Genomic DNA, 17,814 nt, shown 5'->3' on the forward strand with positions numbered 1-17,814 from the left:
CGAAATGCCCCTGGAATTCGTGCTCATTCGTGTCATTCGTGGCTAAGTAGTTTTACCCGCGCCAGGCTTCCACGCGTTCGCTGCGCATCTGGCCGGCCAGGTCGGTGTAGGTGACCTCCCAAACCGGCAGCCAGGCCAGGGCCACCAGGCGCACAGCCACGTCGGTTTTGCGTGGCATCACTTTGACCTCCCGCACATCGTCCAGCATCGCGCTCCAGCGGCTGGTGATGGCCTCAGCCGCACGTTGGCTCTGCGCCTGCAGGTCGCTGATCTGTTGGCGCAGGCTGTCCATGGTCTGCCGTCCCTCCACGACATCCAGGCGAGCCTGATCGGTCAGGCGCTGTTTGGTCATGGTGGTGGAGATGACACGGGTGCGCCGGCTGCCCAGCAGCGCGCCCACCATGGTCTCGCCAATCGTCACCCATTTCTCGCGATTCAGCGCGGTGGCTTCGGTTTCGTTTTCGATCAGGTCGCGCTGCTGTTTGTACAGCTTGGTCTGTTGGCGGGCAATCTGGGCGTTGTACTTTTGCGCCAGGACATCTACCTCGGCGTCGCGTGCCTCGCGGGCGGCCTGCTGACAGCGAATGCTGAAGTCGCGCTGCCGTTCGCCCGCCTGCGAGTAGAGTTTCAGGGAAGGATTGTACCAGAGATTGAACGACTGCGAGCGGTAGAGATGGTCGGCAAAGCTGCTCTCCAGGCTCTTGAGCGCCCGCGCCGTGCTGACGAGCGGCGGCACATCGGCAAACAGGGCGTCCGGCTCCGGTCGGTTGAGCAGACTGGCCGGCGTGGCGTTCACCGGCTCGGCCTCGTGCCACTGCAAAAAGCGATCACCGTCACGCACGTGCAGCAGCAGGGCCAGATCTCTGGCTTGATCCACGCCGCGCTTGACATCCACAAAATGAACGGCGCCCAATCCGAGCACGGCCGGCGTGTAGATCAGGTCAATCGCATCGGCCTGCAGGCGAAAGCCGGCCACCTGGGTCAGACGGCGCAGGGCAGAACCTTGCCCGGCGCGAATGGGAAGGTAGGTCAGGGCCACCTCGGCGGGCAGCACCGGGGCATTGGACAGGGCGGCGCGGGTCAGGTTGACGGCGGGGCGCGGCGCGGCCGTTGGCAGGCGCACAGCTGGGGCAGATAAGTGCGGCGTCGCCGTTGAGCGTGTGGGCGCCGCCGCGGCCCACCACGGCTCAGCGGTTGTCGAGGAATTCGTGGGCGCCGGAGCAGGCGTTGATGGCGAATCGGCCGCGCTACCGGCCGGCGCCTGGCCGTTGGCGAGTTGGGCCTTGGTGGCGGCCATGAGCGTGCGCACCTGCGGTCGCGTCAACGGCCCGCGCAGGTAGGAGAGCGCCCAGCGCGTCTGAAAGATCTGCGGGCGGCCCTCATGCACGTTGTGCAGCAGGAACACGCGATTGCTGAGCGCGGAGATCGTCTTGTCCAGCCAGGCGCGGTCGAAACCATCGTCGTTGCCGGCCAGCGCGCCCTCCAGACCATCGAGCAGACGGTCTTTGTCGCGCTGCGCTTGCAGCTTGCCGACGAACCAGGTGCCGGCGTTGCTCAGCCCCTTATAATCGAGGTCAACCGGGTTTTGGGTGGCGAGTACGATGCCCACGCCGTAGGCACGCGCCTGTTTGAGCAGGGTCAGCAGAGGACGCTTGCTGGGCGGTTCGGCCACCGGCGGGAAGTAGCCGAAAATTTCATCCATGTAGACCAGCGCACGCAGGCTGGTGGTGCCGGGCTGAGTGCGCGTCCAGGTCAAAATCTGGCCGAGCAGCAGGGTGACAAAGAACATGCGCTCCGTGTCGTTGAGATGCGCCAGGTAGAAGATGGAATGGCGCGGCTTGCCATCCGGGCTGTAGAGCAGTTGGTCCACATCGAGCGGCTGGCCGGTCAACCACATCTGAAACGAGGGGGCCGCCATCAGCCCGTTGAAGGCCATCGCCAGGTTGAAGCGATCCTTCTGGGGAAAGAACGTGTCCACATCGGCGACGCCCAGGGTGCGCACAGGCGGATTTTGGATGGCGGCGATCAGCATGGCCAGGTCGAGGTTTTGGCCCTGACGCCAGAAATGCTCGAAAATGGTGGAGAGCAGGATGTGCTCACGGCTGCGCACCGGGTCAGTGCTGCCGCGCACCAGCCCAAGCAGAGCGGAAACGGTGCCGCTGATCTGCTCACGCACTTCTTCGGCCTGCTGTTCCCAATCCACGGCCGGGGCTTCCAGGCTGTGCAGGATGCTGACCGGCAGCCCGGCATCGCTGCCTGGCGTGTAGATGAGGAACTGGGCGCTGTCCTGCAGCAGGCGAATGCGCTCCGGCGTCTGTCCCCAGGCTGCCAGGCCGTCACGCCAGGTTTGGGCGGTGGCGGCTGCAAATTGATCTTCGGTTTGATTGCGCCGACGGGCATCGTCCAGGTTGATCCAGGCGCGAAAATCGGCGGGGCGCAGATCAGGAAAGGTCAACAGCAGGTTGGTGATGTCACCCTTGAGGTCAATGGCGATGGCTGGCACCCGATCAATCGCGGCCTCCTCCAGCAGGTCAATGCAGAGGCCGGTCTTGCCGCTGCCGGTCATGCCCACGCAGACGGCATGGGTGGTCAGGTCGCGCGCATCGTACATGACGGGGCGCTCCGTGGTCTGACCGGTTTTGAGATCGTAGGGTTTGCCCAGGTAGAAGAAGCCGAGACGTTCGATGTTTTCCATGACGGCGATTTTACCGCAAAAACTGGCGACGTGCAAGAACGTTTGTGCTGAGAATGGGCGTGCAGGCTCACTTAGAAATCTGCGGCAATACCAAAACGCAAAAAGAGACCGGGTTTTTGCTAGGAGATCCGGTCTTGACAGCTCTTTTTCAGGCAGCGGTATTACTGTAACTGCACAATCAGCCACAGGATCGCGACACTGATGACGACCCGCCAGCCTATCTGAAACCACAGTTGCTGCACGGCGTTGGGGGCCACATGAACGATCGTTTGTTCGTCTGGACGATTCACGGCTTCGGCTCCTCTTTCCTGGTTAGCATGAACAACGCAAGACAGAGGATAGCAGGATTGGCTTACATTCCAGATGACGTGACTGATTCTGACCTCCGCCTGGCATGAATCAGAACGAACCGAACCGCCAGCCGGTTACGGCCCTCTGCGTTCAGCATTCCGAACGATCACCCATCCTGATTGCGGATGAACTTGACGATGGTGACGCCGTCGCCGCCCTCGTTGAGTTCGCCGCTGTGCGATTCTTTGACCAGGGGATGGCGTCGCAGTTCGTCACGCACGATGCGGCGCAGGACACCGGCGCCCTTGCCGTGGATGATGCGCGCCCAGGGCAGCGCGGCCAGGAAAGCATCGTCCAGGTATTTTTCCAGGAGTAACAGCACATCTTCGGCGCGCTGTCCGCGCAGGTCCAACTCCAGGCCGGGCGAGGGCGGCAGACCGCCGCCGCCCTGCCGACTGTTGCTGGCGGGAGCGCTCAGGTCGGCCGCCTTGGCGCGCAGTTCCAGGCTGCGCACCGGTATGTTCATGCGGAAGGAGCCGATCATGACCTGGGCATCGGCGCCGTCAAGCGTCACCACTTCGGCGCTGGCTTGCAGGCTGGACACCCACACGCGGTCCCCCACGCCGATGGGGCCGTCGAGCGCGACCTCTGGCGGCTTCTCGATCACCTTGTCGGGCAGGCTGCGCTGCTCAACGACGAGGGTGGCCAGGACAGATTCAGCCTGGGAGAGGAAGGCGCGGTGCGCCGATTGGGGTGAGCCGGGCACGCCCAGGCCGGCCATCTGTTGGCGCAGTTGGGTCAGCTCAGCGGCCAGGGCGTCCAGTTCACCCTGCGCCTGTTCGCGGGCCTGGTTGAGCACCACGCGCCGCGCCTCTTCGATGCGGGCCATCTGATAGCGCAAATCGGCTTCGAGAACCTGCACCTGGCGCGCGCGAATCTCGGCCTCGCTCTGCGCCTTCAAGGTGGCATCCTTGGCCGTCTTGATCTCAGTCAGCAGCACTTCCGATTCCAGCGACTCTGGCCGCACCAGGGCCTCGGCCCTGGCCACGATTGGCTCCGGCAGGCCCAGGCGGCGGGCAATGGCCAGCGCATTGGAGCGACCAGGCAGGCCGATGCTCAATTCATAGGTAGGCGCCAGGGTCTCGACGTTGAATTCGACGCTGGCGTTCTTGATGCCGGGCGTGGCCTGCGCAAAGATCTTAAGCTCGGAGTAGTGCGTGGTGGCAAACGTGGTGACGCCGCGGTCGAGCAGAAAGTTGAGCAAGGCACGCGCCAGGGCCGAGCCTTCTTCAGGGTCGGTGCCGGCGCCCAGTTCGTCCAGCAGCACCAGGCAGCGATTGTCGGCCTCTTCCAGGATGTCAATGATGTTGGTGAGGTGCGAGCTGAAGGTGGAGAGGCTCTGCTCGATGCTCTGCTCATCACCGATGTCCGCGTAGATGCCTTCGAAAACGCTGAGGCGGCTGCCCTGGTCGGCGGGGATGTGCATGCCGGACTGGGCCATCAGCGCCAACAGGCCGACCGTTTTCAGGGCGACGGTCTTGCCGCCCGTGTTGGGGCCGGTGACGACCACGCTGTAGTAGGTGTCGTCAATCCAGACATCAATGGGCACCACGGTCAGCGGGTCGAGCAGGGGGTGGCGGGCGCGCTTCAGGTCAATGGTGGAGCCGGGGTGCATAATGGGCGGCATTTGCTCATCGGCCCCTTTGCTTGCGGCCCTGCCGCGGCCGTGTTTGCCCTGCCCCGGCCGGGCCACCGACTGCGGCCGAAACGGCGCCAGCTCTGGTTCCACGGCCAGCATGCTTTCGGCAAAACGGGCACGCGCCAGAATCAGATCGAGTTCGGCCAGGGTATCCACGGTGCGTTGAATGGCGGGCGCTTCCGCGGCGACCAGCGCGGTCAGCTTGCCCAGGATGCGCTCGATCTCGTCCCCTTCGGCCAGTTGCAGTTCACGCCAGGTGTTGTTCAGATCCAGCGTGGCCAGCGGCTCGATGAAGAGGGTGGCGCCGCTGCCCGATTGGTCATGGACCAGGCCGGGGATGCGGCCCTTGAATTCGGCGCGCAGCGGGATGACGTAACGTCCTTGACGCTGAGTGACGATGGCTTCTTGCAGATAGGGCTGGTTTTGCGTGGCAGTGACCAGGCGTTGCAAGGTGGTCATCAGGCGATCGTGGGCCACCTTCAACTCACGGCGGATGCGCAGCAAGGCTTCGCTGGCGCTATCGAGCACATCGCCGCGCTCGCTGATGCAGCGCCCAATGTCGTTGGCCACCTCATCGCTCACATGAAGACGGGCGCCCAGGTCAGCCAGGTGGGGTGCGATGTCGGCAGCGCGCGTCATGGAGCGCTGCAAGGCGCGGGCGCGCAGCAGCGTGCTGCGGATGTCCAGCAAGTCGGGCGGCCGCAGGGTCATGGCGCGTTCAGCCTGCACCAACAGCGGGCGCACATCGAAGACGCCGCCCAGGTGCAAGTTAGGGTTTTCGAGCAGCAGGCGGCGGGCCTCGTTGGTCTCGGCCTGCCAATCCTGGGCCTGACGCAGGTCATCGGTGGGCAGCAGGGCCAACGCCAGCTCCTGCCCACCTGAAAAATCAGCAAATCCGGCCAGGCGGGCCAGGATTTTGCCGTACTCCAGGAGTTTGAGCGATCTCGGATTCATGGTTTATCTGTGGCTACTCAGGTTGCCAGGGGCAGAGACAGGATTTACGGGATCAGTGGCTCTCCGTGCCGGTTGTTCTGCCCAGCGTCGGGCGAAAATCCTGTTCATCCCGTCAATCCTGCCCAAACTGGGGCGCTGGTGCGGATTTTACCAGCACTTTCCAGGCGCCGCGCTGCACGATCTCGTCACGTTGGTTGAGCACCTGCATCTTGAAGGTGACGAAGCCGCCGCCCAGGCGCGGCATGGCTTTTTTGTCCTCGATGGTGGCGCGCAATCGCACGGTGTCGCCGATCTTGACTGGCCCGCGGAATTCCCATTCTATGCCCATGAAGGCTTGCACGGTGTCTTCCATGAAGCCCAGGCGCACGGCCAATCCGCTGGCAATCGAGAGCACCAGCAGGCCATGCGCCACGCGTTCGCCAAACAGGCTCTGCCGGGAATACTCGGCGTCGGTATGAATCAGGTTCCAGTCGCCGCTGAGCGCCGCGAAGTTGACAATGTCGGTTTCGGTCACAGTACGTCCCACGCTGGTGATCGCATCACCGCTGACGAACTCCTCGAAAAAAAGCCCGGTGTTGCGGGCGAGTGCTTTACCCATCGCAATGCTCCTCTTGCTGGCCTGTCTCGCCACGCACGCCGCGAGACGGCTGCATTAGATCTTATCGGTAACAACGGCGTGCCACTCAAATCGTCAAGAGAAACTGCTGGTTGTGGCTCGGACTACAACTTGGCTTATTCCCGATAAGGTCTATTGTACCCGTATCAGCCGTTGGCGTCAATCAACACAAAGCCCGCCCAGCAGTTCCAAATGTAGCCTGGTTTTTAACCACAGAGATCACAAAGAACGCAGAGAAGTTGCCGATTTGCGTCTGATCTGCCGTTTCTTTGTGTTCTCTGTGCTCTTTGTGGTTGAATGTGTGCTACATTTGGAACTGCTGAAGCCCGCCGTAACGCAAGCCTCCGGCTTGCCTCATGGGCGTGCAGCCTGCAGGTCGGCCGCCGCGCCGCGCCAGGGGCCGGGCTGCTCCTGCTTCTGCGTGGTGACGATGCCGGCCCAGCGACACGCCTCGGCCGGGGTGGTGGTGAGGCGCTTGGTCAGGTAGGTGGCAAAGCAGGTGTCGCCGCGGCCGGTGCGGCCAGCGAGGGAGCGCGGGGTGAATGGCGCGGTGAAGATTTCGCCATCGGCGTAGACGGTGACGCCGGCCGATTGGGTCAGGACGATCTCGCGCGGGCCGTAGCCGGCCAGGATGCGCGCGGCCGCGGCCAGGTCGGTTTCGCCAGTCAAGGCTTCGGCCTCGGCGCGATCCACCTTGAGATAGGTGACGCGAGCCAGCCCCTCGGCCATCTGCGGCCAGGCGCGGAAGATCAGCTCGCTGCCCACGCGGACGCGCACGAAGCCCTGGATGTCCAGCGCGACCGGGCCGCGGTCAGCCAACAGTTCGAGCAGCGGCAGCCCCACCTCGCCGGCGATGATGGGCGTGATGGCGTAGATGCGGGCCGCAAAGTCGGACGGGCCGGGGTTGGGTTGGTTCCACGGCAGATCCGCGGGCTGAATCGGCCCGGCGAAGCCGAGCGGCACGCACACGCGGCGCTCCATGTCGGCCGAATCGTAGTAGTTGGCGATGCCGGAGGTTTCGGGCGCCTCCGCGGCAAAGACGGCGACGCCGGCGCGGCGCATCTCATCCAGGAGCGGAAAATGGGCCGCGGCCAGCCGCGTCACCACGCCGACCCGCGCGCCCAACCGGGCCGCGGCCACACCGCCATAATAAACGCCGCCGCCGGCCAGCGTTTCGGAGACGCCATCCACGATGACTTGGTCCACGGCAAAGTGACCCACAAAGAGAAGATCGAAACTTGTATTGGTTTCTCTCATCCAGAACTCTATGCCTCCCGACATGCTTCTTCCCAAAGTTGTGGGAACAACCCGGCTGTCTTCCGAATCAATTCATAGCCAGAATCGGCGTCTGGTAATGGTTCAAGACGAAACACGTCAGAATGCCAGACTGCGTCGCTCACCCGCGGGTAGTATTTGAGCTGACCGCCAGATGAGCCGTACCATTCGAACAGCTTGATGGATGCGGTCCGGCCCACCAATCGCTTTCCAGTGACTTCCCAAGTCAAACCCTTTGCGTTTGGAAACTGAGGTGAGAATTGAAGCAACTGATATTCGCCGGTTCTATGATCCCACTGTAAGGCCAGATGACAGCTACGCTGTACGTCTACTGCGCCGCCCCGGATGTAACTGACGCTGTCATGCCACTCCCCAATCAACCGTATGATCGCATCTCCCACTTCTGCAGGCCTCGTGTGGTAGTTTTGCTCATTCAGGCCCTGTTGCTTGAGCCTGGCCCAAAAGTAGCCAGCGGAATTGGAAACCTCGATTTTTGCCTGCCCGGTTCGTCTCATTTCCCGCAAGGTGTTGCGCATCTTGCACGAGATGCCTGTCTTGATACCCGTTGCAGGATCGGTCAACAGCACATCAAAGATTGCTTTGCTTTCCTGCGCCTCACCCCCAAAGGCCAGTGCAACGGCTCTCTCAAAATCACGCCATCCCGGCAGATTACGCCCTGCCGTATTCAACATGCCAGTTCCGTCCTGGTATGTACTGAGGATGAGACGGAGTTTCTCCAATTCACCCTTTGTTGGTGAACGATCAGCAAAGGCTAATGACATCTGGTTCTTGTTTCCCCCTGACTTTAGATTGATTATTCATGCAGATCAAGCTCATCCTTTAGAAGCACATCTGTGGTGACATCGAAAAGGCGTGCTACGCTAAGAACGAAATCTACGGTTGGGCGCTTCTTGCCGGATTCGATTTCACTGATGTATCCATGCGCTGAGAGACCCAGTGCTGCGGCAAGATCCTTGAGCGTCATGTGGTGTTGAGCACGCAACCTGCGCAGTTTTTCACCAAATCTTCGCATTAACCACTCCGTTTCGTCTTGACAATGAACAAGAGATATGTTATACTCTGTCTCTGATAGAGACATCAGTGATGAGGCTAAAATGAATCTCGCAAACACCGACTATCAAATGGTCAACAGCCCATTCAAATGGGTTGGCGGCAAGTCACGCTTACGCAAAGAAATCGTCCAACTGCTGCCGCTCCATACCTGCTATGTCGAGCCATTTGCTGGCGCCGCTTGGGTCCTGTTTGGGAAACCGCCAAGCGACGTCGAAGTGATCAACGATATTGACGATCAACTGATCAACTTTTTTCAGGTTGTCAAAGAAAAGCCAGAAGAGCTTATCGCTTCTTTCGAGTGGGAGCTTGTGGCCCGCACTGAATTCGAGCGCCTGGCAGCACTAGACCCCACGAAACTGACTGATGTTCAAGCCGCTCACCGTTTCTATTACATCATCATGGCGGGATGGGGTGGCGAACTCAACTATCCACGTTTTGCAACCAGTATCACAGATGGCGGGCACGGAAACAGACTCATTGGGGCATTGAAAGGTCTACGCGAGCGAGTAATGCCTGTCCATGATCGCCTTCGCACCGTGATCATCGAGAATCTTTCGTGGCAAGAATGTATTGAGCGCTATGACCGTCCCAGCACGGTGATGTACATAGATCCGCCTTATCCTGATAATAAGTGCAACTACAAGCACAACATGCGCGATTGGGAAGACCATTTGGCGCTCGCCGAACGTCTGAGCCGAACGCGCTGCAAATGGATCTTGTCTTCGTACGACACACCGCCTATCCATGGTCTATATGACCGGTATCGCATCCGACTGGTTCAGTCATTCTCTGGCATGAAAGCCAAAAAGAACGGCGAAGAACGCGTACTCAACAAAGAAGTTCTGATCACGAATTACAACCTTGCTGACGAAATGCCGGTGAGCGCCGAACATTCCCGGCAGTTCGGTTTCGATCTACGCGTCAGGTAACCGCCAAGAACCCGCGATACCAAGCTCAGCCCAACGAACCAACTGCTGATCCGCCACTGCGCTCTCAAGTCATCATACAGCGCGTTTCACCTCGGCAGCACATACAAACAATCCTCTAAGAACCGCAGTCCGACCTGGGTCCCTTCGGGGTGCAGGGTCATGCGCCGCGGGTCGCGCTCGACCAGGGCCAGCAGGCGGCCGGCGATCTCCACGTCGTATTCGATGACGTTGCCCAGGTAGGCTGCGCGGCGCACGATGCCGTTGAAAACCGGCTGCGGCGGGTTGATTTCCACCATCTCCGGGCGTACCACCACGGTGGCCTGCTCGCCTACGGCGAAACCGTCGGACGAAACGGGCGCGGCCAGGACTCCCCCAAGCGTCTCTATCACCAGGTGGTCGCCTCGGCGCTGGCGCACCGTGCCTTCGATGAAATTGGCCTGGCCGATGAAGTCGGCGACAAAGCGGGTGCGTGGCCGGCGGTAGATCTCGTCAGGCGTGCCAATCTGGACGATCTTGCCCTGGTTCATCACGACGATCTGATCGGAGAGGGTCATCGCTTCCACCTGGTCGTGGGTGACGTAGACGCTGGTGATGCCCAGTCGCTTCTGGATGCGGCGGATTTCGGTGCGCATCTGTTCGCGCAGCTTGGCGTCCAGGTTGGAGAGCGGTTCATCCATCAGCAGCACCTTCGGCTCCATCACCAACGCACGGGCCAGGGCTACGCGCTGCTGTTGACCGCCGGAGAGTTGGTTGGGCGCGCGGTTCTCCAGACCGGTCAGCTCCACCAGTTCCAGCACGCGGGCCACCCGGCGCTTGATCTCATCCCGGGGCCGTTTCTGCACGTCGAGGCCGTAGGCGATATTCTCGAAGACGTTGAGGTGCGGGAAGATGGCGTAGCTTTGGAACACCATGGACATGCCGCGTTGGTGCGGCGGCAGGTCGTTGATGGGCGCTCCGTCCAGCAGGATTTGGCCGCTGTTCGGAAATTCGAAGCCGGCGATCAGCCGCAGCGTCGTCGTCTTGCCGCAGCCAGACGGCCCCAGCAGCGTCACCAGGTCGCCCTGGGCAATACTGAGCGACACGCCGTCAACCGCGTTGACCTCTCCCACCCCGCCGCGCGAGGTAAACGTCTTGACTAAATTCTCCAGGACAAGATACATGGCATCAAACCCCCAATGTCAAATCTACATCTCCGCGGCTGCCGAGGAGTTTGCGCGTAACAAAGTAAAGCACACCGATGGCGATGAACACCACGAAGATGATGACCGTGGAGTAGGCGGCGGCAATGCTGATGCCGCCCTGCTCCCACTCGCTGAGGATGGAAGCGGTGACGATACGCCAGCGCGCGCTGATTAGAAAAATGATGGCGGACAGGCTGGTCATGTGCCGGGTGAAGGAGAAGATCAGGCCGGCCAGCAGCGCGGGCATGATCAGCGGCAGTGTTACCTTGCGGAAGGTCACCTGCGCGTCGCCGCCCAACATGGCGGACGCCTCCTCGATGCTGGGGTCAATCTGCTGTAGCGCAGCTACACCTGCGCGCACCGAGGCCGGCAGGCTGCGCACCACGAACGCGGCGATGATGATGAACGGCGTGCCCACCAGGGCCAACGGCTTGCCCATGAAGCACAGCGCCGCAATCAGCGCCAGCGCCAGCGTCGTCAGCGCCAGGCGGGAGCGTCCCGTTGCCTTGCTCAACGCCAGCCAGGAGAGGAAGGTGTAGACGATGGCCAGCAGCGGGGGCGGCGTCTGAAAGAAGACCCGGATGTAGTCGGCCATCTGGAAGACGGCATTGCTCCAGAAACCGCGCGCGATCGTCCGGCTCAGATCGGCGATGGGCTGCGCTGCAAATTCGACCAGGTCGTAGCTGAACAGATACAGCCCCATGCCGATCAACAGCCAGCCGATTCCCTTGCTGGTCGCGGGCTGCCGCAGCCAGGTGAAGAGACCCATCGCCACGTAGATGCCGCCCAACAGATAATACAGGCCGACTGCGCCCAGCGGTTCGTTGAGGAACGCCAGACCGATGCCGGCGCCGGCGCCGATGATCAGCGCCAACCACTGCTGACGACGGTCAGCCAGCACGGTGCGGGCCAGGTAGAGCGCCAGCAGCGCGTAGAGAATCCCGGCCACGGCCAGCGGCGGGGTGCTGAACGCCAGTACAAAACCGATGCCCAGGATGGTGCCGGGCACGGCGCCGCCCAGGTTGGAGACGAAGTCCAGCGTATCTTTGCCCGAAAATCGCTTGCGCACCACGAGGAAAGCGATCACCATGCCGGTCAAGGCCGCGATGGGTGTGGCGAACGCGCTCAGGAAGGTGGTATCCAGCACCGACTCGACCCCGCGCGTGATCATCAGGCGCCACCATGTCAGGGTCGGTGTGAAATCGGTGCCCCACGCGGTGGCAAATGAGCCGTAGATGATGGTCACGTAGAGCACGATCACCAGCAGGCAGGTCAGGTAGGTGACGATGATGAACGGCCCGCGGATCCACGGCTCGCGCACGGTGATATGCCCGCCCGTGGGTTTGCCGGTCACCGAGACGTAGGAGCGACGGGTGACGTAGTAGCGCTGCACGAGAAACACAAGGAGCGTGGGCAGGAGCAGCACGAAGGCCAACGCCGATGCCTTCTGGTAATCGTATTCGCCGGCCACGGCCAGGAAGATCTGCGCCGAGAGCACGGTGAAGTTGCCAGAGATGAACAGCGGGTTGCCCAGGTCGGCCAGTGACTCCACGAACAGCAGTAGAAATGATCCCGCGATGCCGGGGATCAATAACGGTAGGGTGACGGTGCGGAAGATGTGCAGCTTACCTGCGCCCAGGCTGTGCGCCGCCTCCTCCATGCTGGGATCCAGCCGTTCCAACATGGCCCGTACGATCAGGTAGGCCACCGAGAAAAAGGTGATCACCTGCACGAAGACCAGTCCGTCCAGGCCGTAGACATCGTTGATGCCCGGCCCCACGTTGATGCCCAACAGCTTGTACGACACCAGGCCGTTACGGCCGAAGAGCAGGATGGTGCTGAGCGCGAGCGCGAAGGGCGGCGAGACGGTGGGCACCAGCGCCAGCAGATGAATCAGTCCGCGGTAGGGTGGACTGCAACGCACGACCGTGTAGGCGAAGATGAAGCCCAGGACGGTACCGCCGGTTGCGGTGAGCAGCCCCATTTCGAGGGTGTTCCAGAAGACCTGGCGCGCATAGGGGCCGTAGTATGAATCGAAGTAGCGCGCAAAAAACTTGAGACTCAGGCGCGTGTACCACGGCCCGGAGATCGTTGCATCCAGAAAGCCGTTGGCCGTGCCCCGGTAGAGTGGGTAAACCACGAAGATGAAGAGAAAAAGGCCACAAAACAGCAGGCCAATCATCAGGACCGGGTCACGGGCGATGAGGGAGAACTCGCGGTAACGCCGCTGCAAGGAAGCCAGGAAGCGGGATGGCGCCCGGTTTGGCGCGGCAGGTGTGGAGACAGCCATGTCGTGCTCCTGGGACGGAGGTGTCCATGAAGAGAAGCCGGGTTTCGCAGAGAAACCCGGCTTCGGCAACGGGTGGGTTACTACTTTAGTTGGTCGGCCCCGGCGATCTCGTTGGTGAACTTGTCAACGAAGACCTTCTTGTTCTTGCCGGCCCAGTCGAAGTTGTAGTCAATCAGGTTGACCTGGAGCAGCTCGGGGTGCGACAGCGCGACGCCCTTGACCGTGGGCGCCTGATAGGCCTTATACTTCGGTCCCAGCGCCTGTGCCTCAGCGGTCAGCGCCCAGTCGAACCACTGCTTGGCCGCCTGCATATGCTTGCCGCCCTTGAGGATGCCCATGCCGCCGATTTCATAGCCGGTGCCTTCCTTGGGGAAGGTGAGCACCAGCGGCAGCTTGTTGTTATCAATCTCATTGACGATGTCGTGCGAGAAAACGATGCCCACGGCCGCCTCGCCCTGCCCGACAAACTTGGCCGGCGCCGCGCCGCTCTTGGTGAACTGCGCCATCTGTCCGGCGTACTGTTTGAGGTACTCCCAGCCGGGTGCTTCGCCGCGAATCTGCAGGACGGTGGCCATGGCGGTGTAGGAGGTGCCGGAGGTGGACGGATGCGCGACCATGATCTGGCCCTTGAACTCAGGCTTCAACAGGTCATCCCATGATTCGGGCGCCTTGACGCCGGGATTCTTGGCTAACCAATCGGTGTTGGTGCAGAAGCCCAGGGTTCCCACGTAGATGCCCGCCCAGGTGTTATCGGCGTCCTTGTACTTCTTTTCATCGAGGAGGTTCTTGTAGTTTGGTGAGTTGTACGCTTCCAGCAAGCCCTCTTGTTTGGCAGCTACAAAGCTGTCAATGGGGCCACCCCACCAGATGTCGAACTGAGGGTTGTCCTTCTCTGCCCTGATGCGGGCCAATGACTCGCCGCTGGACATGCGGACATAGTTGACCGTGATGCCGTACTTAGCCTCGAACTCCTGCTTCATACCCTGGCACCATTCCTCCTGCGGGGTGCAGAGGACGTTGATCTCAGTATCCTTCTTGGCTGCGCCGGCACAGCCCGAAAGGGCCGCCATGATCACAACCAGCATGAGAAGGACAACAACAGAATAGCTACGAGAACGCATGGTCTTCCTCCTTGAAGATGGGACGGAGATGTGGTAAGGAACGAGAATTTCTCAACTGTCTGGTTTAACGGCCCACGGGGTGGCTATGTTCGGACACTTATTTAATTCTCGTTCCTAACTGCGCACAGCCGCAGTCATGAAAGGAATATAGCACACAGACGCCCAGGTGTCAAAGCACGGCGGCAAAATCCCAGGTTCGTGATTTGGGCTGAAGAATTTTGATCTTCGGTTTTGGGATTTGGACTTTTGGCCTTATAATCGGCCCTAGAACAACTGTTGCATACGGAGAGGACGTAACGATCTGTGCTTGCCGAGCTGACGATTCGTGACTTTGCCATTATTGACCAACTGCATCTGACCTTGGGGTCTGGTTTCAATGTGTTGACCGGTGAGACGGGCGCGGGGAAGTCCATCATCATTGACGCGATTGGCCTGCTGCTGGGAGACCGCGCGTCGCCCGATTTGGTGCGCGCCGGCCAGGAGAAAGCCCTGATCGAGGGCATCTTTGCCTTACCAGCCGCCCTGGCCGCGTCCCTGGAACCGCTGTTGCACGACAACGGCCTGGAAAGCGATGGCGGGGAGCTGAGCATGGCGCGCGAGATTCGCCGCGGCGGCCGCAGCATCAGCCGCATCAACGGATCAACGGTCAACACGGCCCTGCTGGCGGAGATTGGCGGCGCGCTGGTGGATATTCACGGGCAGAGCGAACATCTGTCGCTGATGAATATCAAGCACCATGTGGATCTGCTCGATCGCTACGTCAACCTGGAGGAGTCGCGCAGCGCGCTGGCGCGCGTGGTTCGTCAACTGAACGGGGCGCGCCGTGAGTTGGTGACCCTGCAGCACGATGCGCGCGAGCTGGCGCGACGGGTTGACCTGCTCACCTATCAGGTCAACGAAATCGGCGCCGCGCGGCTGGCGCCCGGCGAGGACAAGGCCCTGGAAATGGAACTCAGGCGCCTGTCCAATGCCGAACAGTTGCTCAAATTGACCCAGCAGGTCATCGGCGCCCTCGAAGATGGCGGCGACGAACAGCGCGCCGCGGTGGACATGCTGGGCCAGGCCAGCCATGCGCTGGGGCGCTTGATTCGCATTGACCCCACCCTTGAGGACTTGCAGCGCCAGTTGGGCGACCTGACCGAGCAGATCGTTGATATTGGCCGCGAGGTGCGTCACTACGGCGACGGCGTCGAATTCAATCCGGAGCGCCTGCAGCAGACCGAAGAGCGTCTGTCGCTCATCTATAACCTCAAACGCAAATATGGCGAGTCCATTGGCGACATCCTGATCTTCGGCGAGCGCGCGCAGGCGGAACTCAACGGCATCACCCATGCCGGCGAACGGATCGAAGATCTTCTGAAGGAAGAAAAGCGCCTCCTACGCGAGATCGGCGCCCTGGGCGTGCAGATGTCACAGGCGCGGCGTGCAGCCGGTGAGCGCCTGGCACGCGCGGTGGAGCAGGAACTGGCCGATCTGCGCATGGCACGCGCCAGCTTCGCGGTGGACATTCGCTGGCAGGAGAGCGCCGACGGCGCGCCGGCGCCCGCGTCGGCCTTTCCCGGCGCCACGCCTGCCGCCGGTGAAGAAGACAAGGCGCCGCGCCGCGTCAGCTTCGACGGCACTGGCCTCGACCGGGTCGAATTCCTGGTCTCGGCCAACCCCGGCGAACCGCTGCGACCATTGGCCAGGGTGGCCTCCGGTGGTGAGACGGCGCGGCTGATGTTGGCGCTCAAAACGGTGCTCAGCCACGCGGATGAGACACCCACCCTGATCTTCGACGAGATTGATGTTGGCATTGGCGGCCGTGTCGGCGCGGTGGTCGGCCAGAAGCTGTGGAGCCTGAACAGCAACCACCAGGTGCTCTGCGTCACCCATCTGCCGCAGTTGGCAACCTTTGGCGACACCCATTTCAGCGTGGCCAAGGACATCCATGATGGCCGTACCATCACATCGGTGCGTCCGCTGGCCGGCGCCGCGCGTATCGAAGAACTGGCTCAGATGCTGGGCACGCCCACCGATGTGGGACGCGAGAATGCGCGGGCGCTGCTGGCTGACACCGAGCGGATCAAAACCACGCCGCCAGCGGCCGTAGATTTCACGCAAAGGGGGTGACACTCACGATGACGATCAAGACGCGGGCAGCCGTGTCAGGCCCGTTGCCAGAAACGGTGTGGGACAGCGCACCGCCGTTCAGCAGGCCGCGGCCGTGGACCGAGCTGGAATACCTGGCGCTGGAAACGAATCACCTGGTCGAATTCTCAGACGGTCACTTGGAGGTGCTCAGGATGCCGACGCGTAGACACCAGCAGATTGTTCTGTGCCTCTATCGGCTGCTGTTCGAGTTTGTCACGAGCCGTCATCTCGGCACCCTCTTGATTGCGCCGTTTCGCGTGCGGCTGTGGCCCGGCAAGTTTCGTGAGCCGGATTTGATCTTCATGGCCGCTGCCCATCGCGCGTGAACACAACGATTACTTCGACGGCGCTGACCTCGTGGTGGAAGTGGTCAGCGGGGATGCCAGCGACCGGGAGCGTGACCTGGTAACCAAGCGCGATGAATACGCGGGCCAGGATTCCGGAGTATTGGCTGGTTGACCCGCAAATGGAAACGATCACCGTCCTGACCCTGACCGACGCCGCCTATATTCCACACGGCATCTTCAGGCGCGGCGAAACGGCTCATGCGCGGCTGTTGACCGGGTTCACCGTTGCTGTGGATGTTGTCCTCGATGCGGCCCTGGCGTAAGCAGCGTTAGACATGGTATACTCCTGCCATCATGTCCCTGCTGATTGACGGTCACAATTTGATTGGCGCGCTGCCCTCTATCGAGTTGGGGGCGCGCGACGATGAGCAACAGCTCATCGTGCGTCTGCGCGCTTATCATGGATTCAGCGGCAAGGCGCTGATCATCTTTTTCGATTCAGGCGATGCACCCGGCCGCGCCGACCATCTTTCCACCGCCGGCGTGCAGGTGCGTTTCGCACGGCGCCCGCAAACGGCCGACGACCTGATCGTGGCCTTCCTGCGCCAGAGCGCCCAACCCGGCCAACATGCCGTGGTGACGAACGACCGCGAACTGGCCGGGCGCTCACGGCAGTTAGGCGCCAGTGTCATCAGCGCACGCGATTTTGCCCGCAAGCTGTCGCCGGCAAATCGGGCTGCCCCGGAAGCTGCGATGGCAGACCAGACCCCAAGCCCGCGCGATCCTGCTTTTGCCGATCTCTACAGCGCCTTCCTGGCAGCCGAGAAGGACAGCGCTCGGCTCAGCAGTCAGTCGGCGCACGGTTTTGCCTGGTGGCAGGAGCACCTGTACGGCGAGGATGTGACGCTGGCGGAGAACGCGGTCCACTGGCTGCGCCGCTTCGCCGAACCAGCGCGTGCGCTGCCCCTTCTATTGGATGCCTTGACGCACCAGCAGGCGCGGGTGCGCGCCGCGGCTGCCCTGGCGCTGGGGCAGATGGCCGCGCCGGCCGCAGTTGAACGCCTGGCCGCCTGCCTGCACCATGATGGGTCATCCCTGGTGCGTGAAGCCGCGGCACAGGCCCTGGGGCAGATGCCCACGCCCGCCGCGCTGATAGCCTTGCAAGCGGCCTTGCACGATCCAAAGCACAAGGTGCGCAAAACGGCCGCGGCCATGCTGGAAAAGCATAAATCGAACGTCAGATTGAAAAAAATCACTCAGTGAGGAGAA

14 protein-coding genes are annotated in these 17,814 nt (G+C 61.7%); 5 read left to right on the forward strand and 9 right to left on the reverse strand.

Translation table 11 applies throughout. The features are described from left to right. Positions 1-52: 52 nt before the first annotated feature. The 6 genes from IPM84_03120 to IPM84_03145 all read right to left on the reverse strand — a co-directional run bounded on the left by IPM84_03120 (position 53) and on the right by IPM84_03145 (position 8,563). The gene (locus IPM84_03120; GenBank protein MBK9091763.1) at positions 53-2,695 is read right to left on the reverse strand and encodes a hypothetical protein; all 2,643 of its coding nucleotides are present in this window, start codon (positions 2,693-2,695) and stop codon (positions 53-55) included. 457 nt (positions 2,696-3,152) lie between these two features. Next, positions 3,153-5,639 (reverse strand): Smr/MutS family protein, encoded by a 2,487-nt coding sequence (locus IPM84_03125; protein ID MBK9091764.1) that lies wholly within the window; start codon positions 5,637-5,639, stop codon positions 3,153-3,155. Positions 5,640-5,751: 112 nt separating this feature from the next. Beyond that, positions 5,752-6,237: a MaoC family dehydratase N-terminal domain-containing protein gene (locus IPM84_03130; protein ID MBK9091765.1), complete on the reverse strand. Its 486-nt coding sequence runs from the start codon at positions 6,235-6,237 to the stop codon at positions 5,752-5,754. Positions 6,238-6,609: 372 nt separating this feature from the next. Further along, the gene (locus IPM84_03135) at positions 6,610-7,512 is read right to left on the reverse strand and encodes a hypothetical protein (GenBank protein MBK9091766.1); all 903 of its coding nucleotides are present in this window, start codon (positions 7,510-7,512) and stop codon (positions 6,610-6,612) included. A gap of 8 nt (positions 7,513-7,520) precedes the next feature. Then, on the reverse strand, positions 7,521-8,312 hold the full coding sequence (locus tag IPM84_03140; GenBank protein MBK9091767.1) for a hypothetical protein: 792 nt from the start codon (positions 8,310-8,312) through the stop codon (positions 7,521-7,523). Positions 8,313-8,344: 32 nt separating this feature from the next. Next, the gene (locus IPM84_03145) at positions 8,345-8,563 is read right to left on the reverse strand and encodes a helix-turn-helix transcriptional regulator (protein MBK9091768.1); all 219 of its coding nucleotides are present in this window, start codon (positions 8,561-8,563) and stop codon (positions 8,345-8,347) included. A 109-nt stretch (positions 8,564-8,672) separates the two neighbouring features. Here IPM84_03145 and IPM84_03150 point away from each other — a divergent pair, with 109 nt between their 5' ends. Further along, entirely contained in the window at positions 8,673-9,533 is an 861-nt protein-coding gene (locus IPM84_03150) for a DNA adenine methylase (GenBank protein ID MBK9091769.1), read from the forward strand. 86 nt (positions 9,534-9,619) lie between these two features. On the opposite strand, the gene IPM84_03155 is transcribed toward IPM84_03150, so the two are convergent. From IPM84_03155 to IPM84_03165, 3 genes are all read right to left on the reverse strand, one after another. Continuing rightward, entirely contained in the window at positions 9,620-10,693 is a 1,074-nt protein-coding gene (locus IPM84_03155; GenBank protein ID MBK9091770.1) for an ABC transporter ATP-binding protein, read from the reverse strand. A 4-nt stretch (positions 10,694-10,697) separates the two neighbouring features. Beyond that, a complete protein-coding gene (locus IPM84_03160) occupies positions 10,698-13,004 on the reverse strand; it encodes an iron ABC transporter permease (protein ID MBK9091771.1) in 2,307 nt (768 codons plus the stop codon). A gap of 80 nt (positions 13,005-13,084) precedes the next feature. Next, on the reverse strand, positions 13,085-14,125 hold the full coding sequence (locus tag IPM84_03165; GenBank protein MBK9091772.1) for an ABC transporter substrate-binding protein: 1,041 nt from the start codon (positions 14,123-14,125) through the stop codon (positions 13,085-13,087). Between the two features lie 303 nt (positions 14,126-14,428). Between IPM84_03165 and recN the strand changes: the two genes are divergently transcribed. From recN to IPM84_03185, 4 genes are all read left to right on the forward strand, one after another. Then, complete coding sequence (gene recN / locus IPM84_03170) at positions 14,429-16,237, forward strand: DNA repair protein RecN (GenBank protein MBK9091773.1); 1,809 nt, start codon at positions 14,429-14,431, stop codon at positions 16,235-16,237. A gap of 8 nt (positions 16,238-16,245) precedes the next feature. Then, a complete protein-coding gene (locus IPM84_03175; protein MBK9091774.1) occupies positions 16,246-16,584 on the forward strand; it encodes a Uma2 family endonuclease in 339 nt (112 codons plus the stop codon). A 92-nt stretch (positions 16,585-16,676) separates the two neighbouring features. Beyond that, a complete protein-coding gene (locus tag IPM84_03180) occupies positions 16,677-16,868 on the forward strand; it encodes a Uma2 family endonuclease (GenBank protein ID MBK9091775.1) in 192 nt (63 codons plus the stop codon). A 31-nt stretch (positions 16,869-16,899) separates the two neighbouring features. Further along, positions 16,900-17,808: an NYN domain-containing protein gene (locus tag IPM84_03185; GenBank protein ID MBK9091776.1), complete on the forward strand. Its 909-nt coding sequence runs from the start codon at positions 16,900-16,902 to the stop codon at positions 17,806-17,808. Positions 17,809-17,814 lie beyond the last annotated feature (6 nt).

Source organism: Candidatus Amarolinea dominans, assembly GCA_016719785.1.
Classification (GTDB): domain Bacteria; phylum Chloroflexota; class Anaerolineae; order SSC4; family Amarolineaceae; genus Amarolinea; species Amarolinea dominans.